This window comes from Paraburkholderia dioscoreae (genome assembly GCF_902459535.1).
Lineage (GTDB): Bacteria > Pseudomonadota > Gammaproteobacteria > Burkholderiales > Burkholderiaceae > Paraburkholderia > Paraburkholderia dioscoreae.
In genome coordinates this window covers 750,510-776,423 of record NZ_LR699553.1, presented here as the reverse complement: position 1 = coordinate 776,423, position 25,914 = coordinate 750,510, and the positions used below count along the sequence as shown (strand labels likewise).

Sequence of the window (25,914 nt, the reverse complement as noted above, 5' to 3'; positions counted from 1 at the left end):
GCAACAACCCCTTATGCAAAGACTTCAGCATCGGCAAGACGGCTGGCCGCCGCGTCTTTCGCAGCCAGCAGCGGCTCGCAGTCGATGGGCCACTCGATGCCGATAGCCGGATCGTTCCAGAGAATGCTGCGCTCGTGCTCGGGAAACCAGTAGTCCGTGGTTTTGTAGAGGAACTGCGCGGACTCGGACAACACCACGAAGCCATGCGCAAATCCGGGCGGCACCCACAGTTGCCGATGGTTGTCGACCGACAGCACCACGCCCGCCCATTTGCCGAAATTCGGCGAGCTTTTGCGGATGTCGACAGCGACGTCGAACACTTCACCCTCGACGACCCGCACGAGTTTGCCCTGCGCATTCTGGATCTGATAGTGCAGCCCGCGCAGCACGCCCTTCGCGGAGCGCGAATGGTTGTCCTGCACGAACTCGGCCCCCGGCTCGACCTGCTCGGCAAACTCCTTCGCATTGAAGCTCTCGAAGAAAAAGCCTCTCGCGTCTCCAAACACTTTCGGCTCGATGATCTTGACTTCAGGCAGTGCGGTAGCGGTTACTTGGATGGCCATGCCACTTGATCCGTAAGAAGGTTTTGCAGGTACTTGCCGTAGGCGTTCTTGGCGAGCGGTTTGGCGAGTGCCTGCAGTTGCTCGCCGTCGATCCATTGTTGCCGATAAGCGATTTCCTCGGGACACGCGACCACGAGCCCCTGACGCTTCTGCAGCGTGGCGATGAACGTGGCCGCCTCGATCAGCGAATCATGCGTGCCGGTGTCGAGCCACGCATAACCGCGGCCCATGATTTCGACAGTGAGCGCCGCATTGGCGAGATAGCGCGAGTTGACGTCGGTGATTTCAAGCTCGCCGCGCGGCGATGGCTTGATGTCGGCGGCGATATCGCACACCTGGTTGTCGTAGAAGTACAGACCCGTGACCGCGTAGTTCGAACGCGGCTTCACAGGCTTCTCCTCGATCGACAGCGCGCGGAACTGCCGGTCGAATTCGACCACGCCATACCGTTCCGGGTCCTGCACGTGGTACGCAAAGACGGTCGCGCCTTCCGTTTTCCCGTTGGCGTTTTCCAGCTGCTTCGCCAGATCGTGACCGTAGAAGATGTTGTCGCCCAGAATCAGCGCCGACGGATCGTTGCCCACAAAGTCGCGACCGATAATAAACGCCTGCGCAAGACCATCCGGCGAAGGCTGGACCGCATACCGGATATTCATCCCCCACTGGCTGCCGTCGCCGAGCATCGCCTCGAAGCGCGGCGTGTCCTGCGGCGTCGAAATGATCAGCACGTCGCGAATGCCCGCCACCATCAGCGTGGACAGCGGGTAGTAGATCATCGGCTTGTCGTACACCGGCAGCAGCTGCTTCGAGACGACGTGCGTGATCGGATACAGGCGCGTGCCCGAACCGCCCGCGAGAATAATGCCTTTACGCGCCATTGCCGTGCCCTTACGCGCGCTGCGCGTAGTTGGTCTCAACCCACTTGCGGTACTCGCCCGAGGCGACTTCGTCCGACCACGCCTGATTGTCCAGATACCACCGGACCGTCTTCGCCAGACCCGTTTCGAACGTTTCCGCAGGCTTCCATCCAAGCTCACGTTCGAGCTTGCGCGCGTCGATCGCATAGCGGCGGTCGTGGCCCGGACGATCCTTCACATACGTGATCTGGTCGTGGTACGACGCGCCCGCCTTCGGACGCAACTGGTCGAGCAGGTCGCACAGCGTGTGGACCACTTCGAGGTTCTTCTTCTCGTTCCAGCCGCCCACGTTGTACGTCTCGCCCGGCGTGCCGCGCGCGAGCACTTCGCGGATCGCGCTGCAGTGGTCACCCACGTACAGCCAGTCGCGCACGTTCTGGCCGTCGCCGTAGACCGGCAGCGGCTTGCCGGCGAGCGCGCTGGCGATCATCAGCGGGATCAGTTTTTCGGGGAACTGGTACGGACCGTAGTTGTTCGAGCAGTTCGTGGTCAGCACCGGCAGCCCATACGTATGATGGTAAGCGCGCACGAGGTGGTCGGAACCCGCCTTGGTGGCCGAGTAAGGACTGTTCGGCGCATAAGGCGTGGTTTCGGAGAACTGCGGGTCGGTAGAGGACAGCGAGCCGAATACTTCGTCGGTCGAGACGTGCAGGAAGCGGAACGCGGCCTTGTCGGCCTCGCCGAGCGCGTTCCAGTACTGACGGGTTGCTTCGAGTAGCGTGAAGGTGCCGACCACGTTCGTTTGCACGAAATCAGCCGGTCCATGAATCGAACGGTCCACGTGGCTTTCCGCGGCAAAGTGCAGCACGGCACGCGGCTTATGCTCAGCAAACAACGCGTCGAGTGCGCTGCGATCGCAGATGTCCGCGCGCACGAAAACGTGTTTCGGGTTGCCCTGTTGCGACTTGAGCGTACCCAGATTGCCGGCATACGTCAGCTTGTCCACGTTCAGTACCGCTTCGTCCGAGGCATTGAGCCAGTCGAGCACGAAATTGGCGCCGATAAAACCGGCGCCGCCCGTTACCAGAATCATGAAATTCCCTTCTAGATGGTGGCCGCAGGTCGGATAGTCCGCTGACCTGCTACCGCGCGTTGTGGTGCGGAATCTTGTCGACGCCCGCCGCCACCCCTTGCACAGCAGGCGGACACTCAAACGCCAATCTTATGAAGCCCCGATTATAAAGGGAGCCAGGTTAAAAACTAGAACCCTAACAACTTGAAACAGCTTGACAAATTTGGTTTCGATCTCGTAATTCAACGGTCACTTTCACGACGAATGTCGCAACAAGCGACCGCAAGCATGACGAATCGTCGTACCGATGGAACGGCTGGCGGCTTGAATCAGCGCGATGCGCCTGGGGAACGGGAGTCGGACGCCGCACACGTCTGAACAAACCAGTAGCCCGCGCGCGGCGCAACACGATTGTTTATACGCGAACGAAAGTCGCGCGTCATCACGGCTCAAAAAGAACAGCAGATCGCCGCCGATGCGGGTTTATGCCGCAAGCATCCAGCGCAGCGTATCCATGAACGGAATCGCCTCGACGGCCGGCACGAGCGTGCGCAGTTTGGCGGGCGAGCCGGCCAGCATTTTCACGTCGGTTTGCCGCACGAAGGCGGGATTGATCTGAATCTTCAGTTCATGTCCGGTCAGATCGCTCGCCGCCGCGAGAATTTCGCGCAACGTGAAAGGCGTGCCGGTGCAGACATTGACGGTTTCGGCCGCGGCCTCCGAGTCGAGCAGCGCTTCATAAGCACTCGCCACATACCGCACGTCGGAGAAATCGCGTGCGACGTCGATATTGCCGAGTTCTATCGACGGTTCACGACGCGCGAAGTGCTCGACGATCTTCGGCACGAGGAAGTTCGACGCCTGGCCGCGGCCGGTATAGTTGAACGGCCGCACGATCAGGATCGGCAGCCGGTCGAACCAGGTCCGCACCATCGTTTCCATCGCCGCCTTGCTGGCGGCGTAATGGTTGACCGGAGTGACCGGAAAGCTCTCGTCGATGGCGTTGCTCGTCACGTTGCCGTAGACGTTCGCGCTGCTCGCGATCAGCAGCTTGCGCGGCGTATGCCCGACGGCGGCGCAGGCCTCCAGCAGATTCAGCGTGCCGATCACGTTGACGCGGTAAAAGTCGAGCGGGTCGTTATGCCCCACAAAGCTGATCGCTGCCAGATGGACAATATAGTCGGGGCGCGCGATTTCGATCGCGCGCCGGCAGGCATCCGGCGACGTGATGTCGAGCCTCACGCGGGTTGGCGTTTCAGGCTCGTCGCGCCCGGCGACCGTTTCGATCACAGTGTGGCCCCGGCCGACCAGGTTATCGACCAGATAGCGGCCGGTAAAGCCGCTTGCGCCGGTAACGAGCGTACGGATAGGCTGCTTTGCATGAAGAGACGACATGCTGTTCTCCGTTCACGAGGGTCATCGTGTTGTGCCGCAATATCACGCGCGCCGCTCGCCGTGGCGCTTGCCGGTGGCGCCTTACGCCGCCTGACGCGATATGAGCACTTCAAACGGGCTATTATGTCACGCTAGTATGCTGCACCGCCCAACGCGGCACGCCTCGTGCGTAACAGCGTGTATCAAACCGCACTCACTTCCTTGATGACACCCGCCACTTCGTCTTCCGCTCTTTCCGGTCAGCACCTCGTCCCGCTCGCTTTCGGCGATCTGCAAGGCTGCCGCACGCCGTTCCAGCAACTGCTCGCCAAGGCCGCGCCGCCGGCCGGCACGCCGCTGTGGTTCGCGGGCGACCTGATCAACCGCGGCGCCGAATCGCTCGCCACGCTGCGCGACGTGATCGCGCTGGGCGAGCGCGCGGTGCCGGTGCTGGGCAATCACGACCTGCATCTGCTGTCGGTGTCGGCGGGGATTCGCAAGTCGAAGAAAGGCGACACGATCGACGAGATTCTCGCCGCGCCGGATGCCGCCGACCTGCTCGACTGGGTCCGCCACCGTCCGCTCGCGCATTTCGACAACGGCATGCTGATGGTGCATGCGGGCGTTCTGCCGCAGTGGGATGTGACCATGACGCTCGAACTCGCCGACGAATTGCACCGCGCCCTGCGCGCGCCGAACTGGAAAGAGACGCTCGCCGGTTTGTACGGCAACGAGCCGAACCGCTGGAAGCCGGGCCTGAAGGGTATCGAGCGCCTGCGCCTGACCTGCAGCGCGCTGACTCGAATGCGCTTCTGCACCGCCGAAGGCGTGATGGATTTCAGCAGCAGCGGCGGCCTGAACGCGGCGCCGCCCGGTTGCATGCCGTGGTTCGATGTGCCGTCACGCAAGACCGCCGACGTCACGGTCGTATTCGGCCATTGGGCCGCGCTCGGCTTGACCTTGCGCGACAATTTGATCGGCCTCGATTCGGGCTGCGTGTGGGGCGAAAAACTGTCCGCCGTGCGTCTTGCGCAAAACCCCGCGGAACGCACGCTGACGCAGGTGGGTTGCGAAAACTGCCGCGCACCGGGCGGCGGCAACTAGGCGCAACAAGCCAGCCGGCCGCTAGGCCGAACGCCCTGACTGATCGATCTGATCGACCTCATCGACCTGACCCGCCTGGTTGGCCTGGTTGACCTGCTCGGCTGGTTCGCTCCGCGTCGCCGCAGGCGCGGGTGTAGCGACCCGCTCCGCCATGACCGAACCGCTAATCGCCGTGCCGCTTTGCATCTGCCGTAACGCGGCCACGATCACGCCTTCCGCTTCCGCCGCCAGCGTACGCCGGTCCGCGCCCGGCGCCAGCGGCGCACCGACATAGACATGCGCGGTCAGCGGGCCGCCGCGCAGCAGCAGATTCAGCGAATCGGCGAGCGACAGATCGTCGATATAAGCCGGCGCGGTAGATTGCCGGCCCTGCGCGTCCTCATACATGATGCACAGCGGCTGCACCGGCACGGACGCCGACACGGCCGCCTGAAACATGTTCGCGTGAAACGGCAGCACCGCGAGACCGTTGGACGTGGTGCCCTCGGGAAACACGCACATCAACTCGCCCGCGCCCAGGCGGTCGGACAGTTCATGCATGATCCGCTTCGCGTCGCTGCGCTTCTCGCGCTGAATGAACACCGTGTCCAGTTGCTGCGCGAGCCAGCCGACCACCGGCCATTGCCGGATCTCGGCCTTCGAGACAAACGGCGTGGGACGCCACGCGTTGATCACGTAGATGTCGATCCACGAGATGTGGTTGGCGACCACCAGCGCGCCGCGATCGAGCCGCGCGCTGTCGTTATGCACGACAAGCCGCATGCCGCACAGGCGCAGCATTTTCAGCGACCATTCGCGGTTGAGCGTGTGACGCACGTCCGCGCTGGCTTTGGGAAAGCGCGTCGCCACGGTCCACATGCCGTGCAGCAGATGAACGACGAGACGGGCCTTGCGTAACGCGAGCTTCATGGTCGGAGCGTTCCCTGGCTGGCCAGCAAGCCGGCCAATTTACTGGACAACAGGCGCGGCAACGCCGCGTCCATCAGCGCTGTTCGAATGCAACGTGACCGGACACGATCGTCGCACGCACACGCGCCGGCAGTTCGTAGCCGAGGAACGGCGTGTTGTGCCCCTGGCTCTTCAGCGCACGCGGCTCGACGCGCCAATGCGCGTTGCGATCGAAGACGCAGAGATCGGCCACGCCGTCCACCGCGATACGGCCCGCCGCGTCCAGTTCGAGCACGTCGGCAGGCGCCGTGGTGATGCGGTTCAACGCCTTGGCGAGCGGCACGCGCGCTTCGTCCGCCCACTTCACCGTCAAGGACAGGAACAGCTCCAGCCCGGTCGCGCCGGGCGTCGCTTCGGCGAACGGCAGCAGCTTTTCGTCGTCGTCCACCGGCGTGTGGTCGGAGCAGATCGCGTCGATCGTGCCGTCGACGAGACCCGCGCGGATCGCTTCGCGATCGCGCTGCTGGCGCAGCGGCGGATCGAGCCGGAACTGCGCGTCGAAGTAGCCGATGTCCAGGTCGATCAGGTGCACGTGATTCACGGTGACGTCGCACGATACCGGCAGGCCCTCGGCCTTCGCCGCGCGCATCAGCGCAATGCCCGCCGCCGACGAAACGTGCGACAGATGCACCCGCGCGCCGGTCACGCGCACCAGTTCGAAGATGGTGTGCAGTGCGATGGTTTCCGCCGACACCGGCACGCCCGACAGCCCGAGCCGCGACGCCAGCGCGCCGCTCGCGGCCACGCCACCCTTGCCGAGATACGCGTCCACCGGACGCAGCCACACGGTATAGCCATAGGTCTTCGCGTATTGCAGCGCGCGCAGCAGCACCTGTGTATCGACCACCGGCACGTCGGCCTGCGAAAAGCCGATGCAACCCGCCTCGGTCAACTCGACCATCTCGGTGATGACCTGCCCTTTGAGGCCGACCGTCAGCGCGCCGAGCGGATACACATGCGCCTGGTTCAGATTGCGCGCGCGGAACTTGAGCATCTCGACGAGGCCGGGTTCATCGAGCGTCGGATCGGTGTCCGGCGGACAGACGAGGCTCGTCACGCCGCCGGCGAGCGCCGCGGCCATTTCGGACTCGAGCGTCGCCTTGTGTTCATAGCCCGGCTCGCGCAAACGCGCGGACAGATCGACCAGACCCGGCATGACACAGAGGCCTTGGGCGTCGATGGTCTTCGCCGCGTTGAAATCCGCAGGCGCGTTGCCGATGGCCGCAATCTTGCCCGCTGCGATAAAAATGTCCTGCTGCTGTTCGGTGCCCGCTGCCGGATCGATCAGCGTGCCGCCTTGAATATGAATCTTCATGCGCTGCCTTATGTTCAGCCTAGTGTTCAGCTACGTTGCGCGTGCCATGCCGCGCGTTCGTACTGTGCTTTCGCGGCGCCGTGTGCCGCTTGTCGCGTGACGCCGCTCTGCTGCCTGAGAGATCAGTCGTGATTGCCCGCCACGATCCCCATCACCGCCATGCGCACCGCGATACCGAACGTCACCTGGTTCAGAATCACCGACTGCGGACCATCGGCCACCTGCGAATCGATTTCGACGCCGCGATTCATCGGGCCTGGGTGCATCACGATCGCATCGGGCGCGGCGAGCGCGAGACGCTCAGGCGTCAAGCCCCAGCTCTTGAAGTACTCCTGCGCCGACGGCAGCAACGCGCCGCTCATCCGTTCGTTCTGCAGACGCAGCATGATGATCACGTCGACGTCCTTCAGGCCTTCGTCGAGATTGTGGAACACGCGTACGCCCATCTGTTCGAGGCCGCCCGGCAGCAGCGTGCGCGGACCGATCGCGCGCACTTCCGGCACGCCGAGCGTGGTCAGCGCATGGATGTCCGAGCGCGCGACCCGCGAATGCAGAATATCGCCGACGATCGCCACGCGCAGCTTCGTGAAGTCCTTCTTGTAGTGGCGGATCGTGTACATGTCGAGCAGCCCCTGCGTGGGGTGCGCATGACGGCCGTCGCCGGCATTGATCACGTGCACGTGCGGCGCGCAATGCTGGGCGATCAGATAAGGCGCCCCGCTCGATGCATGGCGCACGACGAACATGTCGGCGTGCATCGCCGAGAGGTTGTTGATCGTGTCGAGCAGCGATTCGCCCTTGCTGGTCGACGACGCGTTGATGTTCAGATTGAGCACGTCCGCAGACAAACGCGTCGCGGCAATCTCGAAAGTGGTGCGGGTGCGCGTCGAGTTCTCGAAGAACAGGTTGAATACCGACTTGCCGCGCAGCAGCGGCACCTTCTTCACTTCGCGATCGGTCACGCTGACGAACTGGTCGGCGGTGTCGAGAATGTGATTGACGATCGCCTTCGGCAAACCCTCGATCGACAACAGATGTTTCAGCTCGCCGTTTTTCGTGAGCTGCGGGTTGCCCTTCAGGAAGCCATAACGGAAGCGCTCGGCGGCGCTATCGGCGGAATCCTTGGGAGCCTGGGTGGCGGTGTTCATGGATGTACCTGCTTCAAATACGGGCTTCAACGTGACCGGTGTCGATGCTGACGGCGTGTGACGATGCCGGGCCGGCATTCGCGCGACGTTGCGGTGACCGGCTCGACCAATCTTTTTCGCGCGGCGCTTGACGGCTCGATGTGATGCCGATGCCGACGCGCCAATCGCGGAGCGGGCGCGATATGCGCCTCGCGCATATCGCCGCGCTCAATCGACGCGTGCTTCAGTGTGAAAAGTGAAACGCTGCGAACCGGGCGTGCCGTCCGCCTCACTGCTTCCGGTGCGGGCCAGCACGAGCGTGGCGTCAGCGGGAATGTCCACCACGCCGCCGACAAAGCGTGCCGCCACCGGCAATTCGCGCCCGCCGCGATCGGCGAGCACCGCCAGATCGACCGATGCCGGGCGGCCGTAGTCGTACAGTTCGTTCACCGCCGCGCGAATCGTGCGGCCGGTGTACAGCACGTCGTCGACCAGCACGATACGGCGGCCGTCGACCGAAAACGGCAGCGAGGTCGGGCTCGCCTGCGAGTGCAGACCTTTCTTCGCGTAGTCGTCACGATGCAGCGCCACGTTCACCACGCCGAAGCCCGGCAGGTTCAGGTCGCGCGCCAGCCGTTCGGCGAGCCACGCGCCGCCGCTGTAGATGCCGGCCAGCACGGCGCCTTCGTTGCCGTCCTGCGCGGCGCCGAGCCTGTCGCCATATACCGCGCGAATCTGGTCGAACAACGCGCGATAGAGCGCTTCGGCGTCAATGGAACTCATGATCGTCGGAAAGTCCGTCTAGATATTGCTGGAGGATGATGCTGGCGGCTTCGGCGTCGAGCATGTCGGCGCGGCCGTTGCCGGCGCGGATCTCCGCCTTCGCCTCGACCGACGAATAGCGTTCGTCGATCCACGTGACCGGGAGATTGAAGCGGCCGTTCAGCTGATTGCCGAAGCGCTTCGCGAGTTGCGTCATTTCGTGCGGCGTGCCGTCCGGATGCATCGGCAAGCCGACCACCAGCGCGTTCGGTTTCCACTCGACGATCAGCTTGCCGACCGCCTCGAACCGGTATTCGCGGCTGCGGTTCTGCACGATCACGAGCGGCCGCGCGCTACGCGTCAGCGAATTGCCGACCGCCACACCAATGCGTTTTTCACCATAGTCGAACGCAAGCAGCGTCGCCTCACGTCCGGCCGCCAGGCTCATGCGTGACCTGCTTCGCCCGAGAGCATCGACAGGTTGATGCCGAGAAGCGCCAAGGCCGCTTCGAGACGCTCTTCGGCTGGCACGTCGAAAACGATTTTCGGGTCGGCTTCGACCGTCAGCCAGCCGTTTTTCGAGATTTCTTCTTCGAGCTGCCCCGCGCCCCAACCGGCATGGCCGAGCGTGAGCAGGAAACGTTCGGGCCCCGTGCCGCTCGCCACGGCTTCGAGCACGTCTTTCGACGTGGTCATTTCGAGACCGCCCGGCACCGACATGGACGAGGTGTACGCGTTGCCGTCTTTCGGATCGTGCAGCACGAAGCCGCGCTCGGTTTGCACCGGGCCGCCGAAATATACGGGCACATGGAGAAGGGGTTCGATCTCGAGCTTGAGATCGATGCGACTGAAGAGCGCTTGCAGGTCGATATCGGTCGGCCGGTTGATCACGAGGCCGAGCGCGCCGCGCTCACTGTGATCGCAAAGGTAGACCACCGTTCCTGAAAACGTCGGATCCGCCATGTTCGGCATGGCGATCAGGAACTGGTTGGTCAGATTGATGCGATCGGTACTCTTGGACATAGTTCGGATTTTAGCAAAGACGATGCAGGATGGCGGGGCTTTGAGCGTGGAACCGCGATGTGTGCCATGAAGCGAGCCGCGAGCCATCGACGGCGAATCAAGTTGCACTCTATCACGCACGCGGGCGCTCGCCACCGTGCGGGTTCGCGCTGTTTTGCGGCACGGCTGTTGCGGGCCGCCCGGGTTGTGTGATGGCAGTCCGTTGCCGCCGGCTCAGATACGGGTCACGTGCGGCTCATACGCGGCCCACCCGCGGCCCACGCAGGGTTCGGCGAACGGCCGCCTCGCGCGAATGCCGCTTATGCGCCGCCCTGTTCGATCGAACGGGTCAACGCTGCCAGCGCGGCGTTGCCGCCGGGCGGCGCGACGCCCGCGGCGACTTTGTGCAGCGTGGCACGCAAGGCCTCTGCGGCCTGTTCGAGCGTGCTCGCCGCCGGTGCGCCCACGATCACATGCGCGCGCACCGCCGGCGTCGACACGCCGGCATGCGCGCGACGCCGCCACGCGAGGCCCAGCGCGTCGGCCAGCAGCGCAACGTGGCCGAGGCCCAGCGCGCACGCGGCGGAGCCGAGCCGGTAGGCGGCGTCGCCCGCTTGCAGTGCTTCGCTGGGATCGGCTTTCTCAGGCTGGTCGGCCGCACGGGCATGCTCGGTCAACGCGCCGATCGAGGCGTCCGCCGTCTGCAGGAAATCTTCGTACGCGTTCGCATTGACGGTCAGCACGCCCAATTCGCGCGTCAGTGCGCCGCGAGTAGCGCTGACGGCCTGGGCCTGCAACGCTCCCGCTTCCCAAAGCATTTCCGATGCCTGGGTACCCGCAACGTGCCAGTCGACCGTCAAGCCGTAGTCGTGCAGCAGTTCCACCTGATCGGCATCTTCCGCGGCGGCGCCGAACAGGGCGTAATCGCGCCACAGCAGCGCCAACGTTGCACGCACGAGAGAGCGCGGCGCAAGCTCGATCCCGCGCGCGTGGTCGGCCAGCGCGAGGTTGCAACGGGCATAGAAACGCCGCGCGTCGGTTTCACCCGCGGCGCGGCCGCCGGCCCGCAAAGCCTTGCCGCAGGCCTTGGCGAGGCGCCAGAAATCGTAGGGATCCGGGCCGGCAAGTTCGCTGGAAACGGCGTCCAGTTCGTCAAGCGCCGCGTTGGTGACGGCGAGCGCCACCGCGCTGCCGGTATCGGCCTGCGAGCGCAGCACCGGCAACAATGCACGCTCATAGCGTGCGCGCAGATGAGCCAACTGGTCGGCGGACCTCGCATGCAGCGACACCGGCGGCACCGGCCGCGCGGTCAGCGCGAGATCTTCGAACGCGACGGTGGAACCGGGTGTGTGCTCGGACAAATGCCCGCAGAGCGCCCGGTAATGATCGAACAGCACGGGCGAGCAGGACAGCTCGCGCAGATTGTGACGCTCGAGCGCGGCGCGGAAGTCGCGCAAAGCCGCGCCGAACACAGGCCGCGCGCTTGCCGCCTCGGCCGGGTCGCCCGCCGCGAGCGGCGAGAGCCGCACCAGCGCGTCGGCAAAGCGCTGCGCGCTCAGCCAGCCGGCTCCGCGCAATGCATGTGACGCACGCAGCAGCGCCGAGGTGCTCTCACTGTGCTGTTCGAACGCCAGCAACGCCTCGGCCAACGCGAGTTCGGCGGGACGGACAGCGCCGCCGCGCGGATTCGGCAAGGCATCGAAGGAAACGGGTGCAGCGGATCGAAGGGTCATGGGCAGACGACACGAAGCTGACGGGCCGTCGCTTCGCGACGCGCGCCAACTGATCGGCTAACGCGCGAACCGGCGACAGGACAATGACAGACTAACGTTGCGACACAGCGCGAGCGAGGATGTTCCGCGTGGACACATCGGGGCAGAACCCGGAGCGTACCCGGCGCATTCGGTCCGGCGCGCCACGCCGGCCGCGAAACACCGTGCCGACGCCGCGCCTGGGTACGCGGCACGAGCCCCGGACCGGCATGCCGGCCGCCCTCCGCGCTTCAGATCTGGACCATCTCGAAGTCTTCCTTACGCGCGCCGCACTCCGGACAGGTCCAGTTGATGGGAACGTCTTCCCAGCGGGTGCCCGGCGCAATGCCCTCCTCCGGCAAACCGGCTTCTTCGTCGTAAATCCAGCCGCAAATCAGGCACATCCAGCTTTGATATTCCATTCTTGTGTCGCGTCGTAGAGTCCGTGGAAACGGGAGCCATGATGGTACCGTGTTGCCGCCCTAATGCCTAGCAGTCAGAAACGCGCAATCGTAGCCTGCGACGGCCTTTGGCCATGCCGTTTGCGGCGGCCGTCACAGCGATCGCGGCGCGATGCCGCGCCCGGCCGCCGCCTGTCCACCGCAATGCGTGGCGGGATGCGAAAAAAACGCCCCAGCGGCAGTTTAGGCCGCATAATTGAGCCGATTGCGCACCCTCTGCGCCCAAATTCAGCCTCTTTTAGTCAATCTTCATGCCCAGCGACACGCCTCCGATCGTCCTCACCTTCGGCCTTTCCGATCCCACCGGCGGCTCCGGCCTGCAAGCCGACCTGATGACCCTTGCCAGCATGGGCTGCCACGGGGTTTCCGTGCTCACGGGCTACACCGTGCGAGACTCGGCGAGCTGCGACGAAGTCACCGGCCTCGACCCCGAAGTGGTCGCGACCCAGGCCCGGATGCTGCTCGAAGACATGCCGATCGCCGCGTTCAAAGTGGGCGCCTGCACGCGCGCGGAAGTCGTGAGTGCGATTGCCGAGGTCGTGGCCGATTACGACGACATCCCGTTGATTCTCGCCCCCGACTTCACGCTCGACGACGAGCACGTGCTCTCCGCCGACGAACTGCGCGAAGCGATCGCCGATCTGCTCGCGCCGCAAACCACCCTGCTGGTCGCCGACGCGACCACGCTGCTCGCGCTCGCCCAACCGGACGGCGACGCCGAAGCGCCGAGCCTCGACGCCGCCATCTCGCATCTGCTGTCGCAAGGCTGCGAATATATTCTGTCAACGGAAACCGGCACGCACCGGCATGTCAACACGCTGTTCAGCGAAGACGGCCAGTTGCGCCAGGACATGTGGGACCGTGGCAGCCATCGGATCATGGGGCTGACGGATACGCTGGGGTCGGCTATCGCCGCGTTGCTGGCCAACGGCCAGGATCCGGCTGAAGCCGTGCGCGAGGCGCAGGAATATCTGTATCAGGCCGTGCGTAACGCGTTCCGGCCGGGCATGGGCGCGTATATGCCAGACCGGTTCTTCTGGGCGCGCAGCAGCGACGACGAAACGCCGCCGGCGGCGGGCAAGGACGCAGCGCCAGGCGAAGCGCGGCACTGAGAGCTTGCACGAGGTGCGCCGGCCGCAGGAGTGCCGGCCGCGCCTTCTGATCCGGGCGCTTCAGCCTGCGGCGAGCGCCCACAAAAAAACCCGCAATGTCTGCGGGTTTTTTCTTTGGGAAGCACGCCTTTCAGCGCACTTCCCCATGTCTTCCCTCGCGAGCCTCGCAATGAGGCCCAACCCGGAATTACATGTCCATGCCCATGCCGCCCATGCCGCCGGGCATGCCGCCGGCCATCGGTGCATCTTCCTTCGGCAGTTCGCAAACAGCTGCGTCGGTCGTCAGCAGGAGACCTGCCACCGAAGCTGCGTTTTGCAGCGCCGTGCGCGTCACCTTCGTCGGGTCGACAACACCAGCGTCGACCAGGTCGACGTACTCGCCGGTTGCTGCGTTGTAGCCGTAGTTGCCCTGACCAGCAGCAACTGCTGCCACCACGACGCTGGCTTCTTCGCCACCGTTCGTGACGATCTGACGCAGCGGCTCTTCCATTGCGCGCAGCACGATCTTGATACCTGCGTCCTGATCGGCGTTAGCGCCCTTCAGACCAGCGATAGCCGTACGTGCGCGGATCAGCGCGACGCCGCCGCCAGCAACGATGCCTTCTTCCACAGCTGCGCGCGTTGCGTGCAGTGCGTCTTCGACACGTGCCTTCTTTTCCTTCATTTCAACTTCGGTGGCAGCGCCGACCTTGATCACTGCAACACCGCCTGCCAGCTTGGCAACGCGTTCCTGCAGCTTTTCACGGTCGTAGTCCGACGTAGCTTCTTCGATTTGCGTGCGAACCTGCTTCACACGTGCTTCGATGTTGGCCGCTTCGCCTGCGCCGTCGATGATCGTGGTGTTTTCCTTGGCCACTTCGATACGCTTTGCTTGACCCAGTTCGGCCAGCGTTGCCTTTTCGAGCGTCAGGCCGGTTTCTTCAGCGATGACCTGACCGCCGGTCAGGATCGCGATGTCTTCCAGCATGGCCTTACGACGATCGCCGAAGCCCGGAGCCTTGACAGCAACGGTCTTCAGAATGCCGCGGATGTTGTTCACCACCAGCGTAGCCAGCGCTTCGCCTTCGACGTCTTCCGCGATGATCAGCAGCGGACGGCCAGCCTTGGCGACCTGTTCCAGAACCGGCAGCAGATCACGGATGTTCGACACCTTCTTGTCGTGCAGCAGCACGAACGGGTTCTCCAACACGGCAACCTGCTTGTCCGGGTTGTTGATGAAGTACGGCGACAGGTAGCCGCGGTCGAATTGCATACCTTCGACAACGTCCAGCTCGTCTTGCAGCGACTTGCCGTCTTCGACGGTGATGACGCCTTCCTTGCCGACCTTGTCCATGGCTTCAGCGATACGATCGCCGATCGACGAGTCGCTGTTTGCCGAAATCGCGCCGACTTGTGCGATTTCCTTGTTGGTCGTGCATGGCTTGCTGATCTTGCGCAGTTCTTCGATCGCTGCGAATACAGCCTTGTCGATACCGCGCTTCAGGTCCATCGGGTTCATGCCCGATGCGACGTACTTCATGCCTTCGCGGACGATCGACTGAGCCAGGACCGTTGCGGTCGTGGTGCCGTCACCTGCGTTGTCGCTGGTCTTGGAAGCGACTTCCTTGACCATTTGCGCGCCCATGTTCTGGAGCTTGTCTTTCAGTTCGATCTCTTTCGCGACCGACACACCGTCCTTGGTGACCGTCGGGCCGCCGAAGCTGCGTTCCAGCACAACGTTGCGACCCTTCGGGCCCAGCGTGACCTTCACAGCGTTCGCGAGAATGTTCACGCCTTCAACCATCTTGGCACGGGCGGAATCACCGAATACGACGTCTTTAGCTGCCATCTTCTAACTCCTTGAATTCTCTGGGATATGACCGGGAAAAGTAGCGGCTTGCGCTTACTTCTGCACCACGGCCATGATGTCTTCTTCGCGCATCACGAGCAGTTCGTTGCCGTCGACCTTGACGGTCTGGCCTGCGTACTTGCCGAACAGGACGCGGTCACCAACCTTCACGTCGAGCGCGATCTGAGCGCCCTTGTCGTCACGCTTGCCCGGGCCGACTGCCAGAATTTCGCCTTGATCCGGCTTTTCTGCTGCGGCTTCGGGGATCACGATGCCCGACGCAGTCTTGGTTTCTTGATCCAGACGTTTGACGATCACGCGATCATGCAAAGGACGAAGGTTCATACATACTCCTCTCTTGATTGAGACTGAAGAACGCTGAGAAAACCCGGCTGGCTGAGCCAGCCGGCGATGTTGTTAGCACTCTCGTGCAGCGAGTGCTAATTATATGGACGGGTGGTGACAAATTCAAGAAGGGATGGCGGCGGGGATTCACTTAACTTCGTGCCGAGATTCGCCTGGTTTTGAACTTTGTTCACTTAAGTTCGAACTCGCGAGCCGTGCCCGGCCACAACCTCGGCAGACTATTTATATAAAAAACAACTACTTACAGAAAAATCCACCTATTCACGGCATCGTATGCACAGTACGACTGCAGCACAATGCGACGCAACGCCCTATCTGGCTGCATTCGTTCGCCCGGTGCAGTGGTTCCCGCCACCCAGGGAAACCCCTTACTCAAATTGTTCGCCAGTCGACGCGACGGCCGACCGAAGGTAACTACGCGAAACTTGTCGACGTTGCTCGCCGTAATAACAATCATGAAGGCGATTGACGAGCACCCTGCGACGAGGTCATTCGGCCATACGACGCGCGATTACGCTCAACTCGTCGTTGCTGAGCCTGGGGCTCGACCAGCCTTCGGCGAAGCGCGCATTTTGCCACCGAGGCAATTGCTCTTTCTGCAGGTCGCGTAGGCTGTCTTCCCGGTTTAATGGCAATCGGCTCAACGACTCACGAGAAATCCCTAATGCGCGCTGCAAAGTTTGCCGCACTTGGTGCTGGCTTGACACTTTACGTGTTGATCGCATGGTTAGCCGCAGTATCGACCGGACCATGAGTTGCCTAGTGTCTCGCCGCCCTCACTGAGACGCGCTCTCGAGAGTCACCGCCCACAATTCGCCGCTGCACGAATAACAAATTGCATAAAACGAAGCGCAGCAACCAGATCGCCACCACCGGCGCCACCAGCGTCAGCCGCCACTGCTTGCCCCACCACCAATTGCGCATCGACCTTGATCGCCATCTTCTCTCTCCACAGGTCCAACATTCTGCGAATTGACTTGCATCCCGGCTAAATACTGTATAAATTAACAGTACTGTTTTTATATACAGGATCGGCCATGAACCAGCTCATCCGCATCTTGAACGACGGTGACCGCGAAACGCTTGAGTGGTTGCGCAAGCATGTCGGAGACGTGCGCGTGGCCGCTGCTGCGCGACATCTGGGAGGCAACGGCAAACCGTACCTGTCCGCGGTGTGCCGCTATCTCGGCGTACGTCCACCACCGCCTCGTCAGCATAGCCGGCCTGTTGAAGACTGCACGGTCGGCGATGACTATCTTGCCCAGATCCGCCAGCTGTTGGCGCAGCGAAACCAACCGTTGTTGAAACATCAACTTTGATGCTGCGAGTTGCCGCGAGTCTTCAGGAAGACAACAGTATGATTAACAACGCTGCTCTTGATATGGATGTCCACGACATCAATCCCGTCGCCCTCGAACGCGCACTCCGCAGCGCGTCGCTCGACCTCCAGCAGATCATCGCCACGGTTGCAGCTCGTTACCTCGACAGTGGCCGTCGCCGTTACTCAAGTGGCGCGCGATTGCCCACGTGGCGCACACTGCTGACAATCGACGAACAGGTCTTTGAGAATCGGGGCTTCCGGGCGAGGCACAACGAGACTGTGCGCTCAACGTTCGTCCGGTTTGGCGACAGTCGTTTGTCCGGGATGGATCTCGACGAACCCGTCGACTGGAAACGTGACGACGACGACCTGCCAGCCGTGTACCTGCTCGTGCGTGCACTGGTACAGGCCGACGCTACCGATATGGCCACTCAGGACTAATGCGCCAGGATCGGTTGTTGGCCGTTATATTTTTGGATGCGCTCCAGAAAGTTCGAAGTTAAATGACGACCGCCGCACCAGGAAATCCGTTGGTACGTAGGAAGCAGGCTTTTCAAGCCGGTTGACGCGAGATCCTCGCGAGATCCTTATAGCGCTTTCAAAGCAGGCAACAGCCGGTCGAATTCGCGCTTCACCACGCCATAACATTCGCACACACGTTTTTCGAGCCCCGGTCTGTCCAGTACCTCGATGTGGCCATGACTGTAGCGAATCAACCCCGCGTCCTGCAATTTAAGCGCGGCCTCGGTTACCCCGGAGCGGCGCACGCCCAGCATGTTGGCGATCAGTTCCTGGGTCATCTTCAATTCGTTTGAAGAGAGGCGGTCGATGCTGAGCAGAAGCCACCTGCACAACTGCTGGTCGATCGAATGGTGTCGATTGCACACGGCGGTCTGCGCCATCTGCGTGATCAGCGCCTGCGTATAGCGAAGCAGAAGGCGCTGCACGGGGCCGGCGCGATGAAATTCTTCTTTCAGGATTTGAGCATCGAGCCGATACGCCTTGCCGGCGCTCTGCACGACCGCCCGGCTGGGCGTGGTCTCGCCCCCCATGAACAGCGCGATGCCGATGAGCCCTTCGTTGCCGACAATCGCGATTTCGGCGGACGCACCGTCCTCCATCACATACAGCAGCGACACGATACAGGTGGTCGGGAAATAAACGTAATTGAGGCGATCGCCCGATTCGTAGACGACGTTGCCCAACGGCATATCCATGAGCACCAGATGTGGCGCCAGGCGCTCCCACTCCAGCTCAGGCAGCACGGCCAGCAGATGATTTTCGTTTTCTTGATGACCTTGAGCCATTTCACCCTCTCAGCAACTCGCCCGGAACCGCGCCGCTTTCGCCGACGATTTCCTGACGATAAAGATGGATAGAAGGAGGAATACTCCAAGGCCTTGACGGGCTATACCGCAGCACGACGCGAGGCGGCAATCTTCGCGCGACCCAAAGTCTGGCCGTTATATAGTCGATTATAAGTCGCGCCGGTATTCGACGCAGATTCGCGCCCTGGCATGGCATCGCGTTACGGCCCAATGTGGATTGCGCATCGCGCGAACTTCGAGATTCTTTGCCCGGTTCGCCCGTCCCACGCGGTTCATCGGCTGAAAGGCAATTGTCCGCTTCGCCTGCACGCTGCCAAAAAGACGCGCAGGCAGATGTGGCTACACGATGATCGGCAGCTTGAGCGTGAATTCGCTGCCTTCACCGGCGCCCGCACTTGCGGCCGAAACCGTACCGCCGTGAGACTGAGCAATCGCATTGACGACCGCGAGGCCAATGCCAAGGCCGCCCGCACTGGAACCGATCGTTCTGCTGGATTGCGCGAACAACTCGAAAATATGCGGCAGCAGGACAGGCGAGATTCCCGATCCATCGTCCTTGATCTTGATGACAACATTGTTGCCTTCGGCAAGCACGGTCATGCGTATATTGCCCCGCGTCGGCGTGTATTTCACCGCGTTGTGCAGCAGATTGCTGACGGCCTGCGTCAAACGGAGCGGATCTCCTTCAACGCGCAACGTCCTGTCTGGAATCGACACGGTAAAAACCTGATTCTTCGCAGCGGCGGCGGCGGCCGTAATCTCGCAACTGTCGGCAAGGAGGGTCGCGATCTCGACGTCGACCTTGTTGAGGCGGAGTGCGCCCTGATCGACGCGGGTCGCATCCATCAGATCCTGCGCGAGCCGTGCGATCCCGTTGACCTGCCGATCGATCATATCGATCAGCCGGAGTATCTCCGGACGCTCGGCGGACGCGTTGCGAATCAGTTGGCTGGCCATCCGCAACGGCGTCAACGGACCGCGCAACTCGTGTGCCACCATAGCCAGAACCTGGTTGCTCAGCGGTGGCGCTTCGACGCAATGATCCGCCGCGCACGCATCCGCCAGAAAACCGTCTGCGGATGCCCGGCAACCACGCTTCATCATTGCATCGGTCACCACCAGACCGCTCAACACAGAATCACCCGAAGCCGACTCGGTGGACGTCAGATATGCTGACATTTCGATCCCCATTTCGCGGCTCGCTGGACGACGAAGAGCAAAGAAAAGCGTGTCACGGGCCGATATTCAAGAAGGTAGCAGGCTGCTTGCAAAGCACCGGCACCGCACGATTCGCCAACACCTGCCCTGACGCGATCAGGAATCCAAGAATGGCGGACAGATTGCAATGACAGCGTCGCAAATGCGGTTCGGTAAGTCTGTACGGTGGCGTTCAGATCGGCAAGAGCGACCGAATTACGCCAAAACCGCGCGGGTTTCAAAGACTTTCAAAGACATCCGATCTGATGATCCGTGCAGGCGCGAGCGGATCGAGTACCTGTCCGACAGCCGGCACGTGCCACGACGATCAACGTGGATTGTGCGTTCGAACATAGACAGCGGTCTGTACGTTGTCGTACCGCATTCTCCCGCGCGGGCGCGTAGCGTGTCTCTTATTGTCGACCAGCGGGGAGAAAATCATGCTTAGACGAACCTTTATCTGGGGCACGCCTGGATCGCTTCTGGCACTCGGCACTGTGCTCTCAGGCTGTACCACCACTCCTTCATCCGACGTGAGCCGTAGCGAGCAGAGGGACAAGCGTCGCTCTATCGATGCAGGTGTCGACTCGACTCTCACGCGCGTCTATGGGCTCGCGGGCGGCGCGCGCGAACTGGTCGGCAAGGCCCACGGCGTATTGACGTTCCCCTCCGTGATCGACGCCGGCTTCGTGGTCGGCGGCCAGTATGGCGAAGGGTCCTTGCGGGTCGGCGGACGCACGGTCGGCTACTACAGTACGGCGACTGGTTCGATCGGCTGGCAGATCGGCGCGCAATCGCGCGCGATCGTATTCCTGTTCATGACCGACGATTCGCTCAACCGCTTCCGGAGCAGAGACGGCTGGTCGGCCGGCGGCGATGCCTCCGTAGCCGTGCTGAAAGTCGGTGCGAACGGCGATCTCGACACCAGCACGGCGACCGGACAGGTCGACGCCTTCGTGCTGACCAACACCGGCCTGATGGCGGGTGCGTCGCTGCAAGGCACCAAAGTCACGCGGCTCGCGTCGCTTTGACATTCAAACCGGGGAGCGCGCGATGCGCGCCCCTCGTCGTTGACACACATCGTCGACACACAGAGTGGAAAAACCATGTTGCGAAGCATACAAGACTTGCACGGCAGCACCGTCAGCGCGCTGGACGGCGACATCGGCTCAGTCATTCAGGCTTATTTCGACGACGAGTCATGGGGTGTGCGTTATCTGGTGGTCGACACGGGCGACTGGCTCAATGACCGGCAAGTGCTGGTTTCGCCGTATTCGGTGGAACATACCGACCCTGGATCGGATATCGTGCATGTCAGCCTGTCGCGACAGCAGGTGAGCGACAGCCCGATACTGGACACCCACAAGCCGGTGTCGCGGCAGCACGAGATCGAATATCTGCACTACTACAGCTATCCGACTTATTGGGGCGGTCCTAACCTGTGGGGCATGGGCGCCTACCCGGCCTATGATCCAACAGGTGTAGCGCCGGACGCCCTGCCCGACGAGCAGCCAGATCCAACCTTGCCAGCGAACGACACGCAACCCGACGTTCATCTGCGCAGCACGAACGAGGTCAAGGGCTATCACCTCAAAACCGCCGACGGCAGCATCGGTCACGTATCCGATTTCATCTATGACGACACCGACTGGGCGATTCGCTACCTGGTCGTGGAGACGCGCAACTGGTGGCCCGGCGGCAAAGCGGTGCTGATCGCGACTCGCTGGATAGACGGAGTAGACTGGCTCGATTCGACCGTATCGACAGCATTGACGCGCGACGTCATCAGGAATAGCCCGGCTTATGACGACTCGATGCCGGTCGGCCGGCGCTACGAAGTCGATCTGCATCGGTTTTATGACAAGCAGGGATATTGGCCGGGTGCCGGCGACGAGAAAATCCCATCGCAATGAGGCGCCGCGCGGACCACGGTCCTCGTCCAATCCGGACAGTGCCGGATCGATCGAAAACGAAAGTATCCGGAAGCATTAAACGCGGGAGCAGGTCATGAGACAAAACATTCAGAAGTTATACCAGGCCCGTATTCATACATTTACCCCCGAATGTCAGGAACTGCAGGACGGTACATTCGATTTTCACCTTCGGCATGCGGTGGAGGGCACGCTTCCTTCGACTGACAGGCACTACGAGGTCGGCGTTTTTTCGACAAGCGAGGAAGGCTATGCGGCTGCCCTTGCGTACGGCGACAAATACATTGCGGAACATAAGTTCGGGATGTAGCAACACCGACGGTCATTGACGAAACGCAAGCAAACGCGAACAGACACAAACTTTACCCGGCAGTGACGACGCCCGTCTGGCTGTCGTTCAATCAGACGGACGGCGCTATGGCAGACCGAATCATTTCAAGCACGACACACGACGCTCACATGAGCGTCGAGGATCATATTGCCGATGGATGGATGGCAAGCGTGTGTATCGTTCCAAAGGGCGCACCCAAGGGCAACGAACTCATCAAACTCGACGCCGTTTTCGAACGCGAAGATCTCGCATGGGAATCGGTCGAAGCGCTTGCGCGTGCCGAGCTCAACAGTCTGAAATAGCACACCACCGCACTTTCAATCCCCATTGTGCATGACGCAATGGTCTGCGTACCGCTCATCTTTCAAGGACAACCCGCATGACTCCCTATGATGTCGTAATCGCGGTCTTCGATGACCACCATAATGCCGACGCCGCCGTGCGCAAGCTGATAGACGGCGGCTTCGACATGAAGAATTTCAGTGTGATCGGCAAGGGTTATCACACCGAGGAAAAGATCGTCGGTCTCTACACGGTCGGCGACCGCATGAAAATGTGGGGCAAATACGGCGCGTTCTGGGGCGGCCTGTGGGGCTTGCTGATGGGCGGCGTATTCCTGACTATTCCGGTGCTCGGCCCGGTCGTCGTGCTGGGTCATCTCGCCGTCATGATCGTGTCGGCTGTCGAAGGGGCGGTCGTTGTCGGCGCCCTCAGTGCTTTGGGTGCGACGCTCGTGCATATGGGGCTGCCCAAGGACAGCGTGATCCATTACGAGGCCGCCATCAAGGCCGACGGATTCATCGTGATGGGTCACGGCACGCCTGATGAAATGGCGCGCGCAAAGGCCGTTCTCGCGCTCCATCAACCCACGCGCCTCGATTCGCACGAAGGACTCACGCCCACCGCACCCACCACTCACGAAACCGCCTGACGGCCCGGCAGCCAGGAGAGGCCTTGCTTATGGACACTCATGGACACGCTGACCCGAGGTCCAGTCAGGCAGCTTCACCTGGCTCACCCGACATGGCGACGCCCGCGCGCACCTATTCCACCGGGATCACGGCCGGAGGAACGCGCGGCGCGTCATGCACGCTCGCCCAATCGCTGCGGCGCACGTGGTGGATGATCAGGGGAATCCCCGCGAACACCACAATGCCGATGACGACCAGTCCCGTATAAAGCCAGGGCGAACCGACCGGCAACTGATCCGGCGGGAAGAACGACACGACGAAGCTGAACAGCACCCCGGCAAAGCCGATGCCGGCGGTCAGCCACATGCCGGCAAAACCGCCGGGCACCGTGAACGGGCGCGGCAAAGCCGGTGCCGAATAGCGCAGCCGGATCGCCGCCGCGTACATCAGCATGTAGGCGATCAGGTAGAGCGCGATCGTCATGGCGGAGATCAGAAAGAATGCGACCGACACATCACGGATCACGAAGTAGAAGCACGAAATGACCGTCACGATCAGACCTTGCACCAGCAGAATATGAGTGGGCATACCCTTGCGATTCTTCGCCTGAAGGATCGGCGGCAATTCGCCTTCGTGCGCGGTTTCAAGCAGGCCGCGCGACGGACTGCCGAGCCAGGCCAGCACACCACTGATCGCTCCGACGCCGACCAGCAGCGACAACGCCGACACAGCCCAGTTCATGTGCCAGATGTCCACCAGCACCGCGCTGAATGCGTCGAACACGCCGGATTGCAGCGATATCTTCTCGTACGGCAAGATCGCTGCAATCGGCAGCGCGCCGAGTGCGAAAATCAGCACCGAAATCAGCGCACCCAGTCCGATCGCCGCGGGATAACCGCGACTCGGGCTGCGCATGTCGATCACATGAACCGCCTGCACCTCCACACCGGCAAACAGTAACATGATGCCGGCCAGAAACGAGATCGTGCCGAAGCCGTGAATCGCGGGCCAGAAGCGCGCGTGACCGTCTTGCGAGAGAGCCGCATCGTTCAGGTGTTGCCAGCCGAGCGGGTGTCCACTGCTGATCCAGTAGCCCAGCAGCGCGAGCAGCACGAGGCCCGGCACGATGGTGCCGATCACGAAGGTCCAGTTGGCGATCCTCGCGAAGACTTCGACGCCTTGCAGCACGACCCACGTCGCGAGCCAATATGCGACGATGCAGAAGATGCCGACATAGGCGCCGTTCTTCGCCAGTTCCGGCCGGCCGATCGTATAGGCGAGCGCCGCCGCGCCGAAGGTCAGCGCAACCGGATACCATACGACGTTCTGGATCCATTGCAGCCAGATCGCGAGAAAACCCCAGCGCGTGCCGAACGCCTCCGCGACCCACGTGTAGATGCCGCCGGGCCGGTCGGCGAACGCGCCGCCCAGTTCGGCGGAAATCAGCGACGCGGGAATCAGATAGAAAACGACGGTGAAGGCGAGATAGACGAACATCGTCATCTCCTCCTTCGCCAGCAAAGGAAGTCCGCGCAGACTCGTGACCACGGCAGCGGCCGTCATCAGACCGATCGCCGTCACGCTCAGATATTTGCCGCGTTTTGCGGCATCCGCTGCCGGCGGTGCGGCCGCGGCGGTGACTGTGTTGTCCATTTCGTGTGCCCCTGTGAACAGGCGATATCAATTGTGGTGGAAGGTCGGACCGGCGCTCGAATGCAGCACCGGATTCTTCGTCAGATGCCCGATGGCGTGCCTGATGTCCTCAAGCAGCATCGCCGCCATGTCGCGCGTCACACCACGCCGGATCAACACGCGTTGCACGATGGTGTCCTCGCGCCCTGCCGGCAGTTCGTACGAGGCGATCTGCCAGCCGCGCATGCGTACCTGATCGGACAGGTCGAATAGCGTGAAGCCCGCTGTTTCCGGATGCTTCAGCTTGTAGCAGACAGCCGGCAGCGCGCCGCGCCCGTCGTAGATCATTTCCAGCTGGTCGATCTTCGCCAGCCCGTCGGCCAGCGCCTGCGCGGTGTCGGCGCATTCCTGCTGGATCCGTCGGTAGCCTTCACGGCCCAGGCGCAGCAGCATGTAGTACTGCGCGATGATCTGTCCGGCCGGACGGGAGAAATTCAATGCGAACGTCGGCATGTCGCCGCCCAGATAATCGACGCGGAAAATCAGTTCGTCGGGCAGATCCTGAGTGCTGCGCCAGACTATCCAGCCGACCCCGAGCGGCGCGAGTCCGTATTTGTGGCCCGACGCGTTGATGGATTTCACGCGCGGCACGCTGAAGTCCCATTCGAGGTCCGGCTGGATGAACGGCGCGACGAAGCCGCCGCTGGCAGCGTCGACGTGAATCGGAATATCCAGTCCGACATTGGCTTGCAACGCGTCGAGTGCGCCTGCCAGCGCCTTTACCGGTTCGTAGACGCAGGTGAAGGTGATGCCGAGTGTGGCTACGACGCCGATCGTGTTCTCGTCGCAATACTCGGCCAGATCTTCCGGCGTTAGCCCGGTCGCGTCGCCGCGCAATGGCACCTGGCGCATCTCGACGTCGAAGTAGCGGGCGAATTTGGCCCAGCACACCTGCACCGGGCCGCACACGAAGTTCGGCTTGTCGGTCGGCTTGCCCTGCGCCTCCCTGCGCTTTTTCCATTGCCACTTGAGCGCGAGACCGCCGAGCATGCAAGCTTCGCTCGAACCCGTGGTCGAACATCCGGTGGTCTTCCATGCCTTGCTGGCATGCCACAGATCCGCGAGCATGTGCACGCAGCGCATTTCGATCTCCGCCGTTTGCGGATACTCGTCCTTGTCGATCATGTTCTTGTCGATGGACAGATCCATCAGGTGACGCACTTCGTCGTCGGCATACGTGGTGCAGAACGTCGCGACGTTCTGCCGTGAATTGCCGTCCATGAACAGTTCGTCGCGCACCAGATCGAATACCGCGCGGCGATCGGACGACGCCTCCGGAATCCGGTACTTGGGCAGCGATGAACCCGAGATCGTCGCGGCGTATTCATCGGCGACGTCCTCGGGCGTGGGCGGTGGTGATTTGAGAAAAGTCATGGCGTGAAGCTCCTGATTTGAAGTGAGCGCGCCCGGCTCGTGACGATCCCGTGACGAATACCGGAGCGAATGAAATGAAGATGTCAGGTCGGCAGAAAAACTTCCACGCCCACGGTGCGCGCCACGGCGATCGAAGTCGGTACGGTGCCGTACCGCATTGCGGCGTCGCGGCCATGCGTTCATTGCG

At 62.3% G+C, this 25,914-nt stretch carries 28 protein-coding genes; 9 read left to right on the top strand and 19 right to left on the bottom strand.

The features are described from left to right. Positions 1–11: 11 nt before the first annotated feature. The 4 genes from rfbC to PDMSB3_RS03555 all read right to left on the bottom strand — a co-directional run bounded on the left by rfbC (position 12) and on the right by PDMSB3_RS03555 (position 3,887). Positions 12–563, bottom strand: a complete 552-nt coding sequence (rfbC, locus tag PDMSB3_RS03570; protein WP_165184710.1) for a dTDP-4-dehydrorhamnose 3,5-epimerase — start codon at positions 561–563, stop codon at positions 12–14. Beyond that, entirely contained in the window at positions 548–1,441 is an 894-nt protein-coding gene (gene rfbA, locus PDMSB3_RS03565) for a glucose-1-phosphate thymidylyltransferase RfbA (protein ID WP_007176994.1), read from the bottom strand. Before rfbA ends, rfbC begins: the two co-directional genes overlap by 16 nt. 10 nt (positions 1,442–1,451) lie before the next feature. Further along, positions 1,452–2,513, bottom strand: a complete 1,062-nt coding sequence (gene rfbB, locus PDMSB3_RS03560) for a dTDP-glucose 4,6-dehydratase (RefSeq protein WP_165184707.1) — start codon at positions 2,511–2,513, stop codon at positions 1,452–1,454. 462 nt (positions 2,514–2,975) lie between these two features. Continuing rightward, positions 2,976–3,887, bottom strand: a complete 912-nt coding sequence (locus PDMSB3_RS03555) for a GDP-mannose 4,6-dehydratase (RefSeq protein WP_165184704.1) — start codon at positions 3,885–3,887, stop codon at positions 2,976–2,978. 204 nt (positions 3,888–4,091) lie between these two features. On the opposite strand from PDMSB3_RS03555, the gene PDMSB3_RS03550 reads away from it, so the two are divergent. Continuing rightward, on the top strand, positions 4,092–4,970 hold the full coding sequence (locus PDMSB3_RS03550) for a symmetrical bis(5'-nucleosyl)-tetraphosphatase (RefSeq protein WP_165184701.1): 879 nt from the start codon (positions 4,092–4,094) through the stop codon (positions 4,968–4,970). Between the two features lie 21 nt (positions 4,971–4,991). Here the strand turns inward: PDMSB3_RS03550 and PDMSB3_RS03545 are convergent, their stop codons facing one another. From PDMSB3_RS03545 to PDMSB3_RS03510, 8 genes are all read right to left on the bottom strand, one after another. Next, positions 4,992–5,879: a lysophospholipid acyltransferase family protein gene (locus PDMSB3_RS03545; RefSeq protein WP_165184699.1), complete on the bottom strand. Its 888-nt coding sequence runs from the start codon at positions 5,877–5,879 to the stop codon at positions 4,992–4,994. A 73-nt stretch (positions 5,880–5,952) separates the two neighbouring features. Further along, positions 5,953–7,233, bottom strand: a complete 1,281-nt coding sequence (locus PDMSB3_RS03540; protein ID WP_165184696.1) for a dihydroorotase — start codon at positions 7,231–7,233, stop codon at positions 5,953–5,955. Positions 7,234–7,355: 122 nt separating this feature from the next. Continuing rightward, positions 7,356–8,381 carry an aspartate carbamoyltransferase catalytic subunit gene (locus PDMSB3_RS03535; RefSeq protein ID WP_134456999.1) on the bottom strand — a complete coding sequence of 342 codons (1,026 nt, stop codon included), beginning with the start codon at positions 8,379–8,381 and terminating at the stop codon, positions 7,356–7,358. Positions 8,382–8,588: 207 nt separating this feature from the next. Continuing rightward, entirely contained in the window at positions 8,589–9,143 is a 555-nt protein-coding gene (pyrR, locus tag PDMSB3_RS03530) for a bifunctional pyr operon transcriptional regulator/uracil phosphoribosyltransferase PyrR (protein WP_165184693.1), read from the bottom strand. Further along, positions 9,130–9,570: a Holliday junction resolvase RuvX gene (ruvX, locus tag PDMSB3_RS03525; protein ID WP_165184691.1), complete on the bottom strand. Its 441-nt coding sequence runs from the start codon at positions 9,568–9,570 to the stop codon at positions 9,130–9,132. Before ruvX ends, pyrR begins: the two co-directional genes overlap by 14 nt. After that, the gene (locus tag PDMSB3_RS03520; RefSeq protein WP_007178990.1) at positions 9,567–10,145 is read right to left on the bottom strand and encodes a YqgE/AlgH family protein; all 579 of its coding nucleotides are present in this window, start codon (positions 10,143–10,145) and stop codon (positions 9,567–9,569) included. The genes ruvX and PDMSB3_RS03520 overlap by 4 nt, the downstream gene beginning before the upstream one ends. A 299-nt stretch (positions 10,146–10,444) precedes the next feature. Beyond that, positions 10,445–11,857, bottom strand: a complete 1,413-nt coding sequence (locus PDMSB3_RS03515; RefSeq protein WP_165184688.1) for a hypothetical protein — start codon at positions 11,855–11,857, stop codon at positions 10,445–10,447. Between the two features lie 269 nt (positions 11,858–12,126). Continuing rightward, positions 12,127–12,297, bottom strand: a complete 171-nt coding sequence (locus tag PDMSB3_RS03510) for a rubredoxin (protein WP_007178992.1) — start codon at positions 12,295–12,297, stop codon at positions 12,127–12,129. A gap of 290 nt (positions 12,298–12,587) precedes the next feature. Here PDMSB3_RS03510 and PDMSB3_RS03505 point away from each other — a divergent pair, with 290 nt between their 5' ends. Continuing rightward, complete coding sequence (locus PDMSB3_RS03505) at positions 12,588–13,448, top strand: hydroxymethylpyrimidine/phosphomethylpyrimidine kinase (RefSeq protein ID WP_165184685.1); 861 nt, start codon at positions 12,588–12,590, stop codon at positions 13,446–13,448. 187 nt (positions 13,449–13,635) lie between these two features. Here PDMSB3_RS03505 and groL read toward each other — a convergent pair whose 3' ends face one another. The 3 genes from groL to PDMSB3_RS03490 form a co-directional block, all read right to left on the bottom strand. After that, complete coding sequence (gene groL / locus PDMSB3_RS03500) at positions 13,636–15,276, bottom strand: chaperonin GroEL (protein WP_165184682.1); 1,641 nt, start codon at positions 15,274–15,276, stop codon at positions 13,636–13,638. A gap of 54 nt (positions 15,277–15,330) precedes the next feature. Next, positions 15,331–15,621 (bottom strand): co-chaperone GroES, encoded by a 291-nt coding sequence (gene groES, locus PDMSB3_RS03495; RefSeq protein ID WP_007178996.1) that lies wholly within the window; start codon positions 15,619–15,621, stop codon positions 15,331–15,333. An 820-nt stretch (positions 15,622–16,441) separates the two neighbouring features. Continuing rightward, on the bottom strand, positions 16,442–16,582 hold the full coding sequence (locus PDMSB3_RS03490; RefSeq protein WP_165184680.1) for a hypothetical protein: 141 nt from the start codon (positions 16,580–16,582) through the stop codon (positions 16,442–16,444). Between the two features lie 97 nt (positions 16,583–16,679). Here PDMSB3_RS03490 and PDMSB3_RS03485 point away from each other — a divergent pair, with 97 nt between their 5' ends. Further along, complete coding sequence (locus PDMSB3_RS03485) at positions 16,680–16,961, top strand: hypothetical protein (protein ID WP_165184677.1); 282 nt, start codon at positions 16,680–16,682, stop codon at positions 16,959–16,961. Positions 16,962–16,999: 38 nt separating this feature from the next. Further along, complete coding sequence (locus PDMSB3_RS03480; RefSeq protein ID WP_165184674.1) at positions 17,000–17,404, top strand: DUF2471 domain-containing protein; 405 nt, start codon at positions 17,000–17,002, stop codon at positions 17,402–17,404. A 146-nt stretch (positions 17,405–17,550) separates the two neighbouring features. On the opposite strand, the gene PDMSB3_RS03475 is transcribed toward PDMSB3_RS03480, so the two are convergent. Together PDMSB3_RS03475 and PDMSB3_RS03470 are read right to left on the bottom strand one after the other, a co-directional pair. Next, on the bottom strand, positions 17,551–18,270 hold the full coding sequence (locus PDMSB3_RS03475) for a Crp/Fnr family transcriptional regulator (RefSeq protein WP_165184672.1): 720 nt from the start codon (positions 18,268–18,270) through the stop codon (positions 17,551–17,553). Between the two features lie 360 nt (positions 18,271–18,630). Beyond that, positions 18,631–19,470 carry a sensor histidine kinase gene (locus tag PDMSB3_RS03470; protein ID WP_165184668.1) on the bottom strand — a complete coding sequence of 280 codons (840 nt, stop codon included), beginning with the start codon at positions 19,468–19,470 and terminating at the stop codon, positions 18,631–18,633. Positions 19,471–19,928: 458 nt separating this feature from the next. Between PDMSB3_RS03470 and PDMSB3_RS03465 the strand changes: the two genes are divergently transcribed. The 5 genes from PDMSB3_RS03465 to PDMSB3_RS03445 all read left to right on the top strand — a co-directional run bounded on the left by PDMSB3_RS03465 (position 19,929) and on the right by PDMSB3_RS03445 (position 22,681). Next, the gene (locus PDMSB3_RS03465; RefSeq protein WP_165184664.1) at positions 19,929–20,519 is read left to right on the top strand and encodes a BPSL1445 family SYLF domain-containing lipoprotein; all 591 of its coding nucleotides are present in this window, start codon (positions 19,929–19,931) and stop codon (positions 20,517–20,519) included. A 75-nt stretch (positions 20,520–20,594) separates the two neighbouring features. Beyond that, a complete protein-coding gene (locus PDMSB3_RS03460; RefSeq protein WP_165184660.1) occupies positions 20,595–21,401 on the top strand; it encodes a PRC-barrel domain-containing protein in 807 nt (268 codons plus the stop codon). A 94-nt stretch (positions 21,402–21,495) separates the two neighbouring features. Beyond that, on the top strand, positions 21,496–21,729 hold the full coding sequence (locus PDMSB3_RS03455) for a hypothetical protein (RefSeq protein ID WP_165184656.1): 234 nt from the start codon (positions 21,496–21,498) through the stop codon (positions 21,727–21,729). A gap of 149 nt (positions 21,730–21,878) precedes the next feature. Then, complete coding sequence (locus PDMSB3_RS03450; RefSeq protein ID WP_165184653.1) at positions 21,879–22,052, top strand: hypothetical protein; 174 nt, start codon at positions 21,879–21,881, stop codon at positions 22,050–22,052. Positions 22,053–22,129: 77 nt separating this feature from the next. After that, positions 22,130–22,681, top strand: coding sequence for a general stress protein (locus PDMSB3_RS03445; RefSeq protein ID WP_165184650.1), 552 nt, complete (start codon positions 22,130–22,132; stop codon positions 22,679–22,681). 112 nt (positions 22,682–22,793) lie between these two features. Here the strand turns inward: PDMSB3_RS03445 and PDMSB3_RS03440 are convergent, their stop codons facing one another. Both PDMSB3_RS03440 and PDMSB3_RS03435 read right to left on the bottom strand, forming a co-directional pair. After that, a complete protein-coding gene (locus tag PDMSB3_RS03440; protein ID WP_165184646.1) occupies positions 22,794–24,314 on the bottom strand; it encodes an amino acid permease in 1,521 nt (506 codons plus the stop codon). A gap of 27 nt (positions 24,315–24,341) precedes the next feature. Next, positions 24,342–25,727 (bottom strand): glutamate decarboxylase, encoded by a 1,386-nt coding sequence (locus tag PDMSB3_RS03435; protein ID WP_197740202.1) that lies wholly within the window; start codon positions 25,725–25,727, stop codon positions 24,342–24,344. Between the last annotated feature and the right edge of the window lie 187 nt (positions 25,728–25,914).

Excerpts from the sequence above, each read along its gene's own strand:
- rfbC (WP_165184710.1), bottom strand. The coding sequence starts at position 563 with ATGGCCATCCAAGTAACCGCTACCGCACTGCCTGAAGTCAAGATCATC.
- rfbA (WP_007176994.1), bottom strand. The coding sequence starts at position 1,441 with ATGGCGCGTAAAGGCATTATTCTCGCGGGCGGTTCGGGCACGCGCCTG.
- rfbB (WP_165184707.1), bottom strand. The coding sequence starts at position 2,513 with ATGATTCTGGTAACGGGCGGCGCCGGTTTTATCGGCGCCAATTTCGTG.
- PDMSB3_RS03555 (WP_165184704.1), bottom strand. The coding sequence starts at position 3,887 with ATGTCGTCTCTTCATGCAAAGCAGCCTATCCGTACGCTCGTTACCGGC.
- PDMSB3_RS03550 (WP_165184701.1), top strand. The coding sequence starts at position 4,092 with ATGACACCCGCCACTTCGTCTTCCGCTCTTTCCGGTCAGCACCTCGTC.
- PDMSB3_RS03545 (WP_165184699.1), bottom strand. The coding sequence starts at position 5,879 with ATGAAGCTCGCGTTACGCAAGGCCCGTCTCGTCGTTCATCTGCTGCAC.
- PDMSB3_RS03540 (WP_165184696.1), bottom strand. The coding sequence starts at position 7,233 with ATGAAGATTCATATTCAAGGCGGCACGCTGATCGATCCGGCAGCGGGC.
- PDMSB3_RS03535 (WP_134456999.1), bottom strand. The coding sequence starts at position 8,381 with ATGAACACCGCCACCCAGGCTCCCAAGGATTCCGCCGATAGCGCCGCC.
- pyrR (WP_165184693.1), bottom strand. The coding sequence starts at position 9,143 with ATGAGTTCCATTGACGCCGAAGCGCTCTATCGCGCGTTGTTCGACCAG.
- ruvX (WP_165184691.1), bottom strand. The coding sequence starts at position 9,570 with ATGAGCCTGGCGGCCGGACGTGAGGCGACGCTGCTTGCGTTCGACTAT.
- PDMSB3_RS03520 (WP_007178990.1), bottom strand. The coding sequence starts at position 10,145 with ATGTCCAAGAGTACCGATCGCATCAATCTGACCAACCAGTTCCTGATC.
- PDMSB3_RS03515 (WP_165184688.1), bottom strand. The coding sequence starts at position 11,857 with ATGACCCTTCGATCCGCTGCACCCGTTTCCTTCGATGCCTTGCCGAAT.
- PDMSB3_RS03510 (WP_007178992.1), bottom strand. The coding sequence starts at position 12,297 with ATGGAATATCAAAGCTGGATGTGCCTGATTTGCGGCTGGATTTACGAC.
- PDMSB3_RS03505 (WP_165184685.1), top strand. The coding sequence starts at position 12,588 with ATGCCCAGCGACACGCCTCCGATCGTCCTCACCTTCGGCCTTTCCGAT.
- groL (WP_165184682.1), bottom strand. The coding sequence starts at position 15,276 with ATGGCAGCTAAAGACGTCGTATTCGGTGATTCCGCCCGTGCCAAGATG.
- groES (WP_007178996.1), bottom strand. The coding sequence starts at position 15,621 with ATGAACCTTCGTCCTTTGCATGATCGCGTGATCGTCAAACGTCTGGAT.
- PDMSB3_RS03490 (WP_165184680.1), bottom strand. The coding sequence starts at position 16,582 with ATGGCGATCAAGGTCGATGCGCAATTGGTGGTGGGGCAAGCAGTGGCG.
- PDMSB3_RS03485 (WP_165184677.1), top strand. The coding sequence starts at position 16,680 with ATGAACCAGCTCATCCGCATCTTGAACGACGGTGACCGCGAAACGCTT.
- PDMSB3_RS03480 (WP_165184674.1), top strand. The coding sequence starts at position 17,000 with ATGATTAACAACGCTGCTCTTGATATGGATGTCCACGACATCAATCCC.
- PDMSB3_RS03475 (WP_165184672.1), bottom strand. The coding sequence starts at position 18,270 with ATGGCTCAAGGTCATCAAGAAAACGAAAATCATCTGCTGGCCGTGCTG.
- PDMSB3_RS03470 (WP_165184668.1), bottom strand. The coding sequence starts at position 19,470 with ATGTCAGCATATCTGACGTCCACCGAGTCGGCTTCGGGTGATTCTGTG.
- PDMSB3_RS03465 (WP_165184664.1), top strand. The coding sequence starts at position 19,929 with ATGCTTAGACGAACCTTTATCTGGGGCACGCCTGGATCGCTTCTGGCA.
- PDMSB3_RS03460 (WP_165184660.1), top strand. The coding sequence starts at position 20,595 with ATGTTGCGAAGCATACAAGACTTGCACGGCAGCACCGTCAGCGCGCTG.
- PDMSB3_RS03455 (WP_165184656.1), top strand. The coding sequence starts at position 21,496 with ATGAGACAAAACATTCAGAAGTTATACCAGGCCCGTATTCATACATTT.
- PDMSB3_RS03450 (WP_165184653.1), top strand. The coding sequence starts at position 21,879 with ATGAGCGTCGAGGATCATATTGCCGATGGATGGATGGCAAGCGTGTGT.
- PDMSB3_RS03445 (WP_165184650.1), top strand. The coding sequence starts at position 22,130 with ATGACTCCCTATGATGTCGTAATCGCGGTCTTCGATGACCACCATAAT.
- PDMSB3_RS03440 (WP_165184646.1), bottom strand. The coding sequence starts at position 24,314 with ATGGACAACACAGTCACCGCCGCGGCCGCACCGCCGGCAGCGGATGCC.
- PDMSB3_RS03435 (WP_197740202.1), bottom strand. The coding sequence starts at position 25,727 with ATGACTTTTCTCAAATCACCACCGCCCACGCCCGAGGACGTCGCCGAT.